This window comes from Bacillus sp. 17RED48 (assembly GCF_019837545.1).
Classification (GTDB): domain Bacteria; phylum Bacillota; class Bacilli; order Bacillales; family Bacillaceae_G; genus Bacillus_A; species Bacillus_A wiedmannii.
This window is the reverse complement of sequence record NZ_JADAXG010000006.1, coordinates 125,135-139,312: the sequence shown is the minus strand read 5'-3', so window position 1 is coordinate 139,312 and position 14,178 is coordinate 125,135. Positions and strand designations below refer to the sequence as shown.

Below are 14,178 nucleotides of genomic sequence, written 5' to 3'. Positions count from 1 at the left end.
ATATATATATGCATAAAAGCATATTTCCTCCTGCTCATTATCCTATACAATATTAAGTGTAATAAAAATGATTACAACTAATAAGGAGGCCTTTTCTACTATGAAAAAAATGATTTTAGCCAGTGCTTTAACTTTAGCAGGAATTACTGGCGCTACCGCTTTTATTCCTGAAACAAAAGTCGCTGCTGCCACTCAAGAACAAAGCTTTACAAAATTTTATTCTTTGCAAACTGGAAGTAGTTCTGAACAAGAACCTATTTTCCTTCAAAAAGGACAGGAACTAACAATTCAACCTAACAGTAAAACTCCTAGTTACAGTGTTTATGACTCAAATCATAACCTTATTGGACGCTATTCTGATGGTTACGGCCGAATTTTCACTGCAAAAACAGATGGAAATATGTATGTTCAATTTCATGCACCTTTCGTTTACTATAGTCCTGTTAGCTTTTCCGTTACGTATACAATCCAATAAAGTGAAACTTTAATCAGTGGGGGTTTTCTTCATCCCCCACTGATTATTAGTTGAACCAATCGGACTTTTATGGGCAGTTGATCCCCCACCTAAATTCTTTGCTTTCGCTAAATTTTGAGGTGGGGGTCTTACTGCCCATTAAAGCGGGATAAAATAAAGGGCCTTTCTCAAGGCCCTTTATTTTATTTCCCAATTCACTTTTACAAAACCATCTTTCACCATTAAACCACTTATATTAAATACATACTTTTCATTTGCTTTTAATGTAGCTTTGAAAGTACCTTTTTTCGATTCACAGATCTCTTTTAATTCTCTTATACCTTCTCCTTGCCTTTCATACAAGCTAAAACATAAACTCCCACGTTTTGCATCTGTCTCATAAGAAAATGTTACTTCTGTATCTTTTGCATACTCAAGTTCAATATCTTTCCCAGCGATATCCCATGATGAAAATTTTGCCTCGTAACTGGTCTCCCCTTTCTTCTCATTTTCTAAATATATATCACCAGCTCTCCACATATCATCTAACGTTTGAACGAAAGCAAAGCCGCTCAGTAATACAAACATCGCACTTGCAAATATGACAACTAATGTTATCTTTTGTTTTTTCATAGCCTTCATCGTATGTTGTCCTTCTATTTTCTTGGTACTTCTTCTTATCATATATAACAAAACTCCAATAAAAAATGGCAATACAATCGCTATAACACTCCACCACTTACTTATTCCACGCGTTTTCGCATCTGTATACACCCATGATGCTACACATACTAAAAGTGCTATAAAAGTCAAAAGCATTGTAATCCCAGCTATCTCAAATACTACAAATGGATTAGCGAACTCTATCATGTAATTTATACTCCTTCTTTAAAAATGACTGTATGACAACATATATAGGAACGTATAGATGCATCATAATCACACTTGCTATCAACATAGGGACTTTATGATTCAAATGAGTGACAAACTGCTCCATAACAACTGTTAATAAAATAATCCAAATAACATGAATACAAATAACCCATCTCTTCTCTAATTTTCGAGCATTTCGTACGCTCTGTTTCGTATTATTTATCAGCTCTTCGCTTGGAATCGTGTCTTCAGCTAAGCTGCTCCTTATCTTCTGATCAAACTTATCTTCTGTCATAAACGAACCCCTCCAAATGTTCCCGCATTTGCTTCTTCGCATAATTAAGGCGGTATTTCACCGTACCAATCGGTATATTTAATATTTCGCTCATTTCTTTATAAGAGTATTGTTCATAATAGTAGAGTACGAGCACGGTTTTATATTTTTCATTCAATAGCTGTATAACTTCCCGTATCATTTCCACTTCCACTTTTTGAATAAATTCTTCTGATATATTCACTTCATCTGCGAAATCTATTTCTCTCCCATCCTCTTTATGAAATAAATCCAATACGCGATCTTTCCACCTTTTCTTCTTACGATAAAAGTCATAAAATGTACGAACACAAATTGTAGTAATCCATTTTTTATAATTTTCCACACAAGAAAGTTGGTGCCTAGAGGAAAAAACTTTTATCCAAGTCTCTTGAAAAATATCTTCTGCATCTTCTTTCGTTTTCGCTAATTTATAGCATAAGGAATATATTTGCTGCTTATATATATCAATTAATTCTTCTACCTTTTCTTCCATCTTAAACCTCCTGTCATTTATATAAGACGACGCAATTTCTCCCTTTGTTTGATAAAATTTTATTTTTTTATTATCTCCATACAAAAAGGCAATCACAACATCGTGTGATTGCCTTTTACTGAAAACGAAAAATCGGCTAGAATACTCGGTGGCTTCGCGCCTTCCTCCGAGGTAAAGTACGCCTCTCTGTCAGGAGCTCCATCCCCCTCCTATTCTGAACGAGTCGCTTCCGCTTTTCTTTATTACATTTTTTCTGGTGCAGATACTCCTACGATTGCTAATGCATTTTGAAGTGTAGTGCGTACTGCTTTCATTAACTCATAGCGAGCTTTACTTAATTCTAAGTTATCTTGGTTTAATACTTTTTCTGCATTGTAGAAGCTGTGTAATGCTGCTGCTAATTCAAATGCATAGCTTGTAATGCGGTGTGGCAGACGTTTTTGTGCTGCATCCGCAACTACAGCTGGGAATTCACCAAGTTTTTTCAGTAACTCTACTTCTTTCTCCGAAGTAACAAGCTTGTAATTCACGTCTCCGCCTGCAGCTAATCCTAACTCTTCACCTTGACGAAGGATACTGCATACGCGAGCATGAGCATACTGTGCATAGTATACTGGATTTTCATTAGATTTTGATACGGCTAAGTCCATATCAAAGTCTAAATGAGAATCACCGCTACGCATTGCGAAGAAGTAACGCATTGCGTCCACGCCTACTTCTTCCATAAGCTCACGAAGTGTAACTGCTTTACCTGTACGCTTACTCATCTTCATTTTTTCACCATTTTGGTACAGTTGTACCATTTGGATGATTTCTACTTCAAGTGTTTCTTTATCGTAACCAAGTGCTTGAATAGCAGCTTTCATACGAGGAATGTAACCGTGGTGATCAGCACCCCAAATGTTGATTAACTTATCGAAACCACGCTCTAATTTATCACGGTGGTAAGCGATATCTGGCGTTAAGTATGTGTAAGAACCGTCGTTTTTAATTAATACACGGTTTTTGTCGTCACCGTAAGTCATAGAACGGAACCAAGTTGCACCGCCTTCTTCAAAGATCTCGTCACGCTCTTTTAATACTGCAAGTGCAGCATCGATTTTTCCGTTTTTATATAATGATGTTTCTGAGAACCATACATCGAATTTAACACGGAAGCTTTCTAAGTCTTTTTGAAGTTTTGCTAACTCATATTTTAAACCGTATGAACGATAGAACTCATAGCTTTCTTCAGCATCAGCTTTTGCATAACGATCGCCAAACTCTTCAGCTAAACGCTTACCGATTCCAATGATGTCCGCACCATGGTATCCGTCTTCTGGCATTTCTTTCTCTAGGCCTAAAGCTTGCATGTAACGAGCTTCAACAGAAAGAGCTAAGTTATGAATTTGGTTACCAGCGTCATTAATGTAGTATTCACGAGATACATCGTATCCTGCTTTTGCTAATACGTTACATAAAGTGTCACCTACTGCCGCACCACGTGCATGTCCTAAGTGAAGGTCACCTGTTGGATTCGCAGATACGAACTCAATTTGTACTTTTTCACCTTTACCAGTATTCGTTTCACCGTAAGCTTCGCCAGCGTTAACGATTGTTGGGATTAAGTCTATTAAATAGCTATTATCCATGTAGAAGTTAATGAAACCAGGTCCTGCGATTTCAATTTTTTCAATAGAAGCTTTTGCTTTATCGAAGTTTGCAACTAATTCTTCTGCAATCATACGAGGTGCTTTTTTCGCAACACGTGCAAGTTGCATTGCCATATTTGTAGAGAAGTCACCATTTGTTTTATCTTTTGGAGATTCTAATACAACGTTTGGAATCTGTTCTTCTGTCGCTAATTCTGCCTTTAATACAGCAGCTTGAATTTCTTCTTTAATTAATCCTTTTACTTGTTCTAAAGAATTCATTATTTTGCCTCCTTCAAATTAAGTGTAATTGTATATCTGCCAGCTTCTTGTTCACTTAGAAGCAATGCGTACGTTAAGAAGAGTTGTCCTTTTTTCTTTTCATCCGACCATTTAAAAAGAACGTTATCAGTTTTCGTTTGCAATGCAAACGTACCAAGTTCACTCGTATACGTACCAGTTGTCCATTCACCTTTCACATGCGTTTGACGCATTGAAACAGCACCTGAACGCATAATGAGAACTTGTTCACCTTGAATTTTAATAATTGTTTTCACTTCGCCCTGTTCGTTCGGCTCTTGGAATGTTACATATGTACCTTGACCTTTTACATAGTATTGACCATTTGCTTCAAAAGCAACGGTTTCCTTCCTCGCCCCTTCACGGATTTCTGTTACGAAATGAACGTGTACCGGCAAGCCTGCAAGTTGTTTCTCCACGTCTTGCACACCTTTCAAATGTTATAGATATTAAATACTACTTATAATAAATCACTTTTCCTATCATATCAAAAAAAACCTCTGTCTGTCTGCTGAAAAATCAGGAAAACTCTATTTCAAAAAATAATTCACTTCCACTTTATTTCATATGATAAAATGTTTTTTAAATCTAAATATTCTTTTATTTAAAGAGGTGAGTTATGTGCTACCGACAAAATTGAAAAAAGGTGATGAAATTAGAGTTATTTCACCCTCTTGTAGTTTAAGTATTGTCTCAAATACGAACCAAGAGCTTGCAATAAAAAGATTAACCGACATGGGCTTTCAAGTTACATTCTCAACATATGCTGATGAGATCGATCGATTTGCTTCCTCTTCTATTTCTTCACGTGTTCAAGATCTTCATGATGCATTTAGAGACCCTAATGTAAAAGCCGTTTTGACGACACTTGGCGGATATAACTCTAATGGTTTATTGAAACATCTCGATTATGACTTAATTCGAGAAAACCCGAAGTTTTTCTGTGGCTATTCTGATATTACCGCTTTAAATAATGCAATTTACACAAAAACAGGACTTGTTACATATTCAGGCCCCCATTTCTCTTCATTTGGAATGGAGAAAGGTCTCGAATATACGACTGATTATTTTTTAAAATGCTTAACTTCTAATGAACCTATTGAAGTCCTGCCATCTGAAACATGGAGCGATGATTCTTGGTACATCGATCAAGAAAATCGAGAATTTATTAAAAATGAAGGTTATGTTTCAATTCATGAAGGCGAAGCAACTGGAGAGATTATCGGTGGTAATATGAGCACATTGAATTTACTACAAGGTACACCATATATGCCAAACTTACAGGATAAAATATTATTTCTTGAGGAGGATAGTTTAACTGGAAAAGCTACCCTTAACACTTTTGATCGTTATTTACATTCTCTTATGCAGCAACCTAACTTTGAACATATAAAAGGCATCGTCATAGGAAAGATGCAAAAAGGTGCACAATGTACGATAGAAGACATTCAAGAAATGATCGCTTCAAAACCTGAACTTGCACATACCCCTATCATTGCAAACGCAAGTTTCGGGCATACAACCCCGATTTTCACTTTCCCAATTGGTGGACGTGCAAAAATCATTTCTAACAAAGAAAAGACATCGATCACCATTTTAACGCACCATAAAAGGAGCGAATGAGTCGCTCCTTTTATGGTTTTTCTATTTTCTCCAATGCTTTTTGCGGAATTGATTCTTTTGAGATTTCAGCCCATCCTTTTCCTTGCGTACCTTTTGCATAAATTTTTATAAATTCCCCCGTATGCAATTCACGGTTCATCATTCTTTTCACAACTTGTAACTTTCCGTCTTCTGTATACCCTTTAAATGTATACAAGTATTCACCGGCTTTTTTCTCACCTTTATCTATAACCGCATAATAATCTTGTATTTCTTTATTTGAAAAGAAGTTGTCTACAAAAGCATGTACACCTTCTGTTTTTGTGTTTAAATAATATGCTGTTCCCCCTAAAATAATGGCGAACACAGCTAAAACTTTAATTACCAATTTCATAAATGCGCCTCCTGTTTGCACTTCTTTCTCACTAACCTTATGTCTATACATGTATTATACGAAAAACAACATACTATACTCTATCGAAACGCCTTACACTTTCCTTACATTATTGTAAGAGTTTTTCCCTTTATAGCAAATTCCCATCAAAAAAATTTTCCGTTTACCAAACTTTTATATTATTATTGAATGATACGAATTTTTATTACAAAAATCAAAGGAGACAGTTTTCAAATGGCTATCTTGCAAGGTTTAGCACTATTACTTGTTGTACTTTGTCTATTTACACTTTTTAGTTACCGTGCTCCTTACGGCATGAAAGCAATGGGTGCTTTAGCTAATGCAGCAATCGCAAGTTTTCTTATTGAAGCATTTCACCGTTATATCGGTGGAGAAATGTTTCATAATGACTTTTTACAATCAGTAGGAGAAGCTTCTGGTAGTATGAGCGGTGTCGCAGCGGCAATTTTAGTCGCATTAGCAATCGGTGTTTCACCCGTATATGCTGTTTTAATCGGTATCGCTACTAGTGGATTCGGTATTTTACCAGGATTTTTCGCTGGATACATTTGCGCTTTCGTCGTGAAATTTCTCGAAAAGAAATTACCGGCTGGTGTAGAATTCTTAGCAATTTTATTTATTGCTGCACCAATCTCGCGCGGCATGGCCATGCTTATGGATCCGCTCGTGAACGCAACACTCGGTAAAATCGGTTCTATGATTTCAGTTGCAACTACAGAAAGTCCTATCATTATGGGTATTATGCTTGGTGGATTAATAACAGTTATTTCTACCTCTCCATTAAGTTCTATGGCACTAACTGCAATGCTTGGATTAACAGGTTTACCAATGGCAATTGGTAGTCTTGCCGTAGCAGCCTCAGCCCCAATGAACTTTATTTTCTTTAAACGACTAAAGATTTGTTCAAAGAAAGATACAATTGCTGTAGCAATCGAGCCTTTAACACAAGCCGATGTTGTTTCAGCAAATCCAATTCCAATTTATGCGACAAACTTCGTTGGCGGTGCGCTTGCTGGTATTATTACATCTCTGTTCCAGCTCGTTAATAATGCGCCAGGAACAGCATCACCAATCCCAGGACTTCTTGTCTTATTCGGATTTAATGACGTTGTAAAAGTAACAATTGCTGCTGTATTATGTGGAATCGTTACCACTATTGTTGGATACATCGGATCAATCGTATTCCGCAAATATCCAATTCGTTCTGCTGATGAAATTCGCGGCATTACTTCGGAAGAGAAGGTTGCATAAGAAAAAGAGCTATTCTCAAACGATGAGAATAGCTCTTTTTTTATCCAGTTACGCCTCCTAGACCCTTGCGTCTAAGAACCTTATTCACCGGATCTAAACAGTCGGCTTCACTTTTACTTCACCCAACCGAGCAGCATTTCCCGCACGAATTTGCTTGCTGCGACTGGTGTTTGATCACTATGGTCGTAGACAGGAGCTACTTCTACTAAGTCTGCTCCAACTACATTTATATTTGAATTTGCAATTGCCACGATGGAATCTAATAATTCTTTAGATGTGATACCTCCAGCTTCTAACGTTCCTGTTCCTGGAGCGTGAGCTGGGTCTAATACGTCAATGTCGATTGTGACATAAACTGGGCGTCCTGCAAGTTTCGGTAATACTTCTTTTAACGGTTCTAATACGTCAAATTTATATAAGTTCATACCTACTTCTTTTGCCCATTCGAATTCTTCCTTCATTCCAGAACGAATACCGAAAGAATATACGTTTTCCGGACCAATTAAATCGCACACTTTACGAATAGGTGTAGAGTGCGATAAAGGCTCCCCTTCATACGATTCACGTAAATCAGTATGAGCATCCATATGGATGATTGCTAAATCCGGATATTTTTTTGCCATTGCCTTAAAAATTGGCCAAGACACTAAGTGCTCACCGCCGAGACCTAGTGGAAACTTATCGGCATCTAAAAGTTTTGATACATACTCTTCAATCATGTCTATGCTACGCTGTGGATTTCCAAATGGTAATGGAATATCACCCGCATCAAAATATTTTACCTCTTCTAGTTCACGATCTAAATATGGGCTATATTCTTCAAGACCAATTGATACTTCACGAATACGTGCAGGGCCAAAACGAGAACCTGGACGGTAGCTTACTGTCCAATCCATTGGCATCCCGTAAATAACTGCCTCTGACTCTTCAAAACTTGGATGACTTTTAATAAATACTTTACCTGAATAAGCTTCATCAAAACGCATACTCTTTTCCTCCTTATGTGGAACTTAAGGTATCCCAACCTTTCATTATTTCTCAAATTTGGAGCGAGCTGCTCCTCTTTCTCGATTTACCGGTGTCTTCTTTTTTAACAATAAGAAGACGATTTTCTTTACAGGAGTGTAAGTAGCTAGCATGTTCAAGTCTTCTGGACAAACACCTTAAATGAGCTACCTACACTTTATTTGTTCAAACTCGATTTCTTACTTAATTAAATCGCCAACAAATTTCGGTAATGCGAATGCTGCATTGTGTAATTCTTTTGTGTAGTATTTCGTTTCGATTTCGTGGAAACGCTCTTCACTTACTTCTAGTGGATCATGTTGTTTAGATCCGATTGTGAATGTCCAAAGTCCACTTGGGTAAGTTGGAATGTTCGCTGTGTATAAACGAGTAATTGGGAAGATTTCTTTTACGTCTTTAAACACAGTTGTAATTAGTTCTGGTGTGAACCAAGGGTTGTCCGTTTGTGCAACGAAAATACCATCTTCTTTTAACGCTTTTGAAATTCCAGCGTAGAAGCCTTTTGTAAATAGGTTTACTGCTGGTCCTACTGGCTCAGTAGAATCTACCATAATTACGTCATATTCATTTTCGCTTTCTGCGATGTGTAGGAAACCGTCTCCTACTTTTACTTCTACACGCTCATTATCTAATGCACCTGCAATTGATGGTAAGTATTGTTTAGAGTACTCAATTACTTTTCCATCGATTTCAACAAGAGTTGCTTTCTTTACACTTGGGTGTTTTAACACTTCACGAATAACACCACCATCGCCACCACCTACAACTAATACGTTTTCAGGGTTTGGATGTGTAAATAAAGGTACGTGCGCTACCATTTCATGATAAACGAACTCATCTTTTTCTGTTGTCATAACCATGCCATCTAAAATAAGCATGTTTCCGAACTCTTCCGTTTCAACCATATCAAGTTTTTGGAATTCTGTTTGCTCCGTATGTAATGTGCGGTTAATACGCGCCGTAATCCCAAAATGTTTTGTTTGTTTTTCAGTGAACCATAGTTCCATCGTACAATCACGCCTTTCAATGCAAATTTATAATAGGGACATCATTAATGTCCCCTAACAAAAATAAAACAAAACATCCAAAAAGTATAGTTAAAAGTACAAAAATACCGAAAATATATTTTAGTCAGAGGGTTCTAACATATATACGAAAAGGGATTGCCCTGTAATAGGAAAGAAAACCCTTTCTTAAGAAAGGGCTTTTCTCTCTACTTCTACCGGTTTTCGAACCGGAATTAAAATCATTACACAACCGACTAACACAACAATTCCACCGACTAAAAACGGACTTTGTGGTGAAACAGTGTGGCCGATGATTCCTGATAAGATTGGAGCAATTGCGCCACCCAACCAACGAACGAAGTTATAAACACCTGATGTAACAGATCTTTCATAAGGTGAAATATCCATTACATAACTTGTAAATAATGCATTATTTAATCCAGATGCTAATCCTGATAGAACAATTAATACAATTTGTAACCACATAACTTTCACGAAGAATAGCGCGATTAAGAAAAGCGCAAATACGAGTAAACTGCCTTTCAACAATGCTTTCGGCTCATATTTACCTTCCAGCTTATGAGCTAAAATTGCTGAACCGTAAGCTAACGCTAATCCCCATCCGCAAAATACAAACCCTAATTGAATAGCAGATAAATGCATAATAAGTGGTGAATATGCCAATACAACGAAAAATCCGTAGTAGTATAACATTCCTGAAATCGCACCTTGCATAAACGGTTTATATTTCACTAGGTTAAGTAATTCTCCTACGCCTGCCGCTTTACGCTTCACTTTTCGCTCCGGTTCTTTTACAAAAAAGAAAACTAAAATAAATGCTAAGAAAATTAAAATACTCGTCGCAAAAAATGGGTAACGCCAAGAATGTCCACCTAATATACCGCCTAATAACGGTCCGCCTGCCATCCCTAAACCGATAGCTGCTTCATATAACCCTACCGCTTCATGAACTTCTTTACTTAATGCAATCAATAATGTCATCGCCGTTGCAAAGAACATCGCATTTCCTAATCCCCATCCAGCGCGGAAAAGAGATAATTGAGCAATCGTTTGCGATATACCGCATATAAACGCAAATACAGTCACGATCGCAAGACCGATCGTCATCATTCGTTTATCACCAAATCTCGATGCGAATATTCCAGCTGGTAACATCATAATTGCCATCGTTAAAATATATGCTGTAAATAACATCTCTACTTGCCAATGCGATGCACCAATTTGCTCAGCGATGCTTGGCAAGATTGGATCGACTACCCCTATACCCGAAAAGGCAAGAAAGGTAGCCACCACTGTAATCAATCTCCCTAGTTTTTGTTTGCTCTCCATTTTGATTACTCTCCTTTTGTATTCTCTAAAAATGTCGCTGCGCGATGTAAACTATCCTCGAGTTCCGCCTTTACGCGCTGCATTTGCTCCATTTTCTCGTCTAGCGTTTGCACTTGTTTTTCAAGCATCTCTTTAATTTCTTGAATCACTTCGCGGTCACGAGGGTTCTCACTATTTCTTCTTTGCTCCATTCGTTCTTTTAACGATAAGAAATGTTGCATTTCTTGAAGCGTAATTCCTAACACTTCTTTCGCTTCCACAATTCTTTTAATTCTGGCGATATCCTCGTCTGTATACAGGCGAATGTTCCCCTCACTACGTTCAGGGGGATGAATTAAACCAATTTCCTCATAATAACGAAGTGTACGTTTTGTTAAACCAACTTGCTTTGTGACTTCATCAATTTTATACATGTTTATTCCTCCCTTCACTCAATTATTACATTTTACGTTAACGTTAACTTTTGTGCAACTGTTAGACTTTTGTAAATGTTTTTCCCATTCAATTGTATTTTTCCAAAAGCAGTTTCATAATGAAAGAAAAGAAACGATAAGGAGATTTCCCTATGAATAAACCACTTATTTTCGCCCACCGCGGGGTAAAAGGAACACATCCTGAAAATACGATGATTGCTTTCCAAGAAGCCGAACGCATTGGAGCCCATGGCATCGAGCTTGATGTCCACCTATCAAAAGATGGTGAACTTGTCGTGATTCACGATGAAACAGTAGATCGCACAACAAATGGTATCGGTCTTGTTTCTGAAAAAACGGTAGCGGAATTACAAGCTTTAGATGCTGGCAGCCATAAAGACCCTTCTTTCCATGAAGCAAAAATCCCAACGTTACGCGAAGTATTCATTTGGCTATCTACAACAAAGTTACAGCTCAACATTGAGTTAAAAACAGATGTCATTCACTATCCAACTATTGAAGAAAAAGCTATCGCTCTCGTTCGTGAATATCATCTATCTAATCAAATTGTATTCTCATCATTTAACCACGACTCTATTTCATTATTAGCAGAAATAGCTCCTGAAATCCCAAGAGCAATTTTATATGACACACCACTTGCTGATCCGATTGCTGAAGCAAAAAATAGAAACGCAACTGGTTTACACCCAAACTTTCAATTATTAACAAAAGAATTTGTCCAATTTGCACAAAATCAAGGGTACGCTTTCCGCCCTTATACAATTAACGAATACAAAGATTTACAAATTATGATTGACTATGGCGTAGATGTTATTATTACCGATTGGCCAGCACGTGCCTTTGAGCTCCTTTCTTAATTGAAGGAGCTTTTTGTTTTCGAAATTTCATTGTTTAAAATAACCGAAAACCCTCAATACTAATACAATAATGTTTGTATTAGTATTGAGGGGCTGAAAAAGATGGATCAAACTATGAATCCGAAACTTAAAAAATATAAACGTCTTTTCTTCACCGTAATGTTTTCTTCTGTTCTTTTTTTCGTTTTTTCCTTTTTTGTTATTATTATAGTTGCAAAAATTATGGGACCTCCTCCTGTTGCTGTCCCGCAAACGAGTGTCTTTTACGCTAATGATGACACTGTTATCGGACAAAATAATGAAATGCAAAAACGTTACAATGTATCTCTCAATGAAATCTCTCCTTATGTAAAAGAGGCGACACTATCTATAGAAGATCAACGATTCTACAAACATCATGGCTTTGATATGAAACGTATTGCTGGTGCTATTGTTGCCGATTTAAAAGCGATGGCAAAAGTCCAAGGTGCTAGTACGATTACACAACAGTATGCTCGTAACCTATACTTAGATCATGATAAAACGTGGAAACGTAAACTATTAGAAGCGATGTACACAATCCGCCTTGAAGTGAACTATAATAAAAATCATATTTTAGAAGGATATTTAAATACAATTTATTACGGACATGGTGCTTATGGTATCGAAGCTGCGTCCCGTCTATATTTCGATAAAACAGCAAAAGAATTAACATTAGCGGAAGCTAGTATGCTCGCAGGCATTCCGAAAGGACCTAGTGTCTACTCTCCCTTTTTAAAAGAGGATCGTGCGAAAGGACGACAATCTCTCATATTAGACGAAATGGTAGAACAAGGTTATATTACGAAGCAACAAGCAATATCAGCAAAAAAAGAGCCACTAACTTTTGCCTCATTAGATACAAAAAAAGTGGCAGAGATTGCACCTTATTTTCAAGATGCTGTACAAGCTTCTCTTCTTCGTGATATCGGATTAGATGAACAAGCCTTACAAAAGGGTGGCCTGCGTATTTATACAACACTAGACCCTAAATTACAATCTGTTGCAGAGCAAGCTGTAAAAGATCACATACCTGACACAACAAACATACAAACCGCACTCGTCTCTATGAATCCAAAAACAGGTGAAGTGGCTGCCCTTGTGGGAGGAACCGATTATAATAAGAGTCAATTTAACAGGGCTACACAAGCCGTTCGTCAGCCTGGTTCTACATTTAAGCCATTTCTATACTATGCGGCACTAGAACGAGGATTCACCCCTGCTACGCGCTTAAAAAGCGAATATACGGTATTTACTTTAGGCGACGGTGTTTCAAAGTATAAACCAAAAAACTATAAAGATTATTATGCAGATGATTTCGTAACGATGGCACAAGCTCTCGCAGTTTCTGATAACATATATGCTGTGAAAACGAATTTGTTTTTAGGTGAAGATATCCTTACAAAAACAGCGAAACAATTCGGAATTACGAGCGCATTAAAAGATGTTCCATCTCTTGCTCTTGGCACATCTCCTGTAAAACCAATTGAAATGGCGAATGCTTATAGCATGTTCGCAAACGGTGGAAAAGAAGTAAAACCGATGTTTATTCGCCGCATTATGGACCAGGAAGGAAACATGTTATACGATGCTCATCTGGAGAGTAAACAAGTTCTCGATAAAAGCAAAGCGTTTGTGATGGAAGAAATGATGACGGGCATGTTTAATAAAAAACTGAGCAGCTATGCTGCTGTAACTGGTCAATCGATGTTATCTAAACTATCAAGAACATATGCCGGAAAATCCGGTTCTACTGAAACAGATAGTTGGATGATTGGATTTACCCCGCAAATCGTAACGGGTGTATGGGTTGGATACGATCAACCTAAATCGATTTCAAACGTAGCAGAACAAGGATATGCAAAAAGAATATGGACCGATACGATGGAAAAGGGATTAGATGGACAGCCTAAAAAAGAGTTTAAACAACCAAGTGACGTCGTTGCAGTCGATATTAACCCTGAAAACGGAAAAATCGCTACAAAAAATTGTCCAATTTCAGTGAAAATGTATTTCGCAAAAGGTACAGAACCGACTGAATATTGTATGGATCATGTTGATGATAAAGAAGAATTTGAAAAGACAACTGAAGAAAAGAAAAAAACAAGTTGGTGGAAAAAATATCTTCCTTGGTAAAAAAAATAGCTGACG

15 protein-coding genes are annotated in these 14,178 nt (G+C 37.3%); 5 read left to right on the top strand and 10 right to left on the bottom strand.

What is annotated here, in order from left to right:
• Nucleotides 1-100: 100 nt before the first annotated feature.
• Nucleotides 101-475 (top strand): hypothetical protein, encoded by a 375-nt coding sequence (locus tag ILT06_RS22160; RefSeq protein ID WP_000738235.1) that lies wholly within the window; start codon nucleotides 101-103, stop codon nucleotides 473-475.
• A 177-nt stretch (nucleotides 476-652) separates the two neighbouring features.
• On the opposite strand, the gene ILT06_RS22155 is transcribed toward ILT06_RS22160, so the two are convergent.
• From ILT06_RS22155 to ILT06_RS22135, 5 genes are all read right to left on the bottom strand, one after another.
• The gene (locus ILT06_RS22155; protein ID WP_064476083.1) at nucleotides 653-1,324 is read right to left on the bottom strand and encodes an ABA4-like family protein; all 672 of its coding nucleotides are present in this window, start codon (nucleotides 1,322-1,324) and stop codon (nucleotides 653-655) included.
• Nucleotides 1,308-1,622, bottom strand: a complete 315-nt coding sequence (locus ILT06_RS22150) for a hypothetical protein (RefSeq protein WP_064476082.1) — start codon at nucleotides 1,620-1,622, stop codon at nucleotides 1,308-1,310. The genes ILT06_RS22155 and ILT06_RS22150 overlap by 17 nt, the downstream gene beginning before the upstream one ends.
• Nucleotides 1,609-2,136, bottom strand: coding sequence for an RNA polymerase sigma factor (locus tag ILT06_RS22145; protein ID WP_064476081.1), 528 nt, complete (start codon nucleotides 2,134-2,136; stop codon nucleotides 1,609-1,611). The genes ILT06_RS22150 and ILT06_RS22145 overlap by 14 nt, the downstream gene beginning before the upstream one ends.
• 242 nt (nucleotides 2,137-2,378) lie before the next feature.
• Nucleotides 2,379-4,049, bottom strand: coding sequence for an arginine--tRNA ligase (gene argS / locus ILT06_RS22140; RefSeq protein WP_222655555.1), 1,671 nt, complete (start codon nucleotides 4,047-4,049; stop codon nucleotides 2,379-2,381).
• Nucleotides 4,049-4,486: a YwiB family protein gene (locus tag ILT06_RS22135; RefSeq protein WP_000414871.1), complete on the bottom strand. Its 438-nt coding sequence runs from the start codon at nucleotides 4,484-4,486 to the stop codon at nucleotides 4,049-4,051. Before ILT06_RS22135 ends, argS begins: the two co-directional genes overlap by 1 nt.
• A 202-nt stretch (nucleotides 4,487-4,688) precedes the next feature.
• Between ILT06_RS22135 and ILT06_RS22130 the strand changes: the two genes are divergently transcribed.
• Nucleotides 4,689-5,690, top strand: a complete 1,002-nt coding sequence (locus ILT06_RS22130; RefSeq protein ID WP_064476079.1) for a S66 family peptidase — start codon at nucleotides 4,689-4,691, stop codon at nucleotides 5,688-5,690.
• 10 nt (nucleotides 5,691-5,700) lie between these two features.
• On the opposite strand, the gene ILT06_RS22125 is transcribed toward ILT06_RS22130, so the two are convergent.
• The gene (locus ILT06_RS22125; RefSeq protein ID WP_064476078.1) at nucleotides 5,701-6,063 is read right to left on the bottom strand and encodes a YxeA family protein; all 363 of its coding nucleotides are present in this window, start codon (nucleotides 6,061-6,063) and stop codon (nucleotides 5,701-5,703) included.
• A 234-nt stretch (nucleotides 6,064-6,297) separates the two neighbouring features.
• On the opposite strand from ILT06_RS22125, the gene ILT06_RS22120 reads away from it, so the two are divergent.
• The gene (locus ILT06_RS22120; RefSeq protein ID WP_064476077.1) at nucleotides 6,298-7,335 is read left to right on the top strand and encodes a PTS sugar transporter subunit IIC; all 1,038 of its coding nucleotides are present in this window, start codon (nucleotides 6,298-6,300) and stop codon (nucleotides 7,333-7,335) included.
• A 113-nt stretch (nucleotides 7,336-7,448) separates the two neighbouring features.
• Here the strand turns inward: ILT06_RS22120 and speB are convergent, their stop codons facing one another.
• The 4 genes from speB to ILT06_RS22100 form a co-directional block, all read right to left on the bottom strand.
• Nucleotides 7,449-8,321 carry an agmatinase gene (gene speB / locus ILT06_RS22115; protein ID WP_001209823.1) on the bottom strand — a complete coding sequence of 291 codons (873 nt, stop codon included), beginning with the start codon at nucleotides 8,319-8,321 and terminating at the stop codon, nucleotides 7,449-7,451.
• Between the two features lie 219 nt (nucleotides 8,322-8,540).
• Nucleotides 8,541-9,368 carry a polyamine aminopropyltransferase gene (gene speE / locus ILT06_RS22110; protein ID WP_064476076.1) on the bottom strand — a complete coding sequence of 276 codons (828 nt, stop codon included), beginning with the start codon at nucleotides 9,366-9,368 and terminating at the stop codon, nucleotides 8,541-8,543.
• A 186-nt stretch (nucleotides 9,369-9,554) separates the two neighbouring features.
• A complete protein-coding gene (locus ILT06_RS22105) occupies nucleotides 9,555-10,718 on the bottom strand; it encodes an MFS transporter (protein ID WP_048560437.1) in 1,164 nt (387 codons plus the stop codon).
• A 5-nt stretch (nucleotides 10,719-10,723) separates the two neighbouring features.
• Entirely contained in the window at nucleotides 10,724-11,131 is a 408-nt protein-coding gene (locus ILT06_RS22100) for a MerR family transcriptional regulator (protein WP_061680054.1), read from the bottom strand.
• Nucleotides 11,132-11,283: 152 nt separating this feature from the next.
• Here ILT06_RS22100 and ILT06_RS22095 point away from each other — a divergent pair, with 152 nt between their 5' ends.
• Together ILT06_RS22095 and ILT06_RS22090 are read left to right on the top strand one after the other, a co-directional pair.
• The gene (locus ILT06_RS22095; RefSeq protein WP_088047727.1) at nucleotides 11,284-12,009 is read left to right on the top strand and encodes a glycerophosphodiester phosphodiesterase; all 726 of its coding nucleotides are present in this window, start codon (nucleotides 11,284-11,286) and stop codon (nucleotides 12,007-12,009) included.
• Between the two features lie 102 nt (nucleotides 12,010-12,111).
• Nucleotides 12,112-14,163 (top strand): transglycosylase domain-containing protein, encoded by a 2,052-nt coding sequence (locus tag ILT06_RS22090; RefSeq protein ID WP_088047726.1) that lies wholly within the window; start codon nucleotides 12,112-12,114, stop codon nucleotides 14,161-14,163.
• The last annotated feature ends 15 nt before the right edge of the window (nucleotides 14,164-14,178 follow it).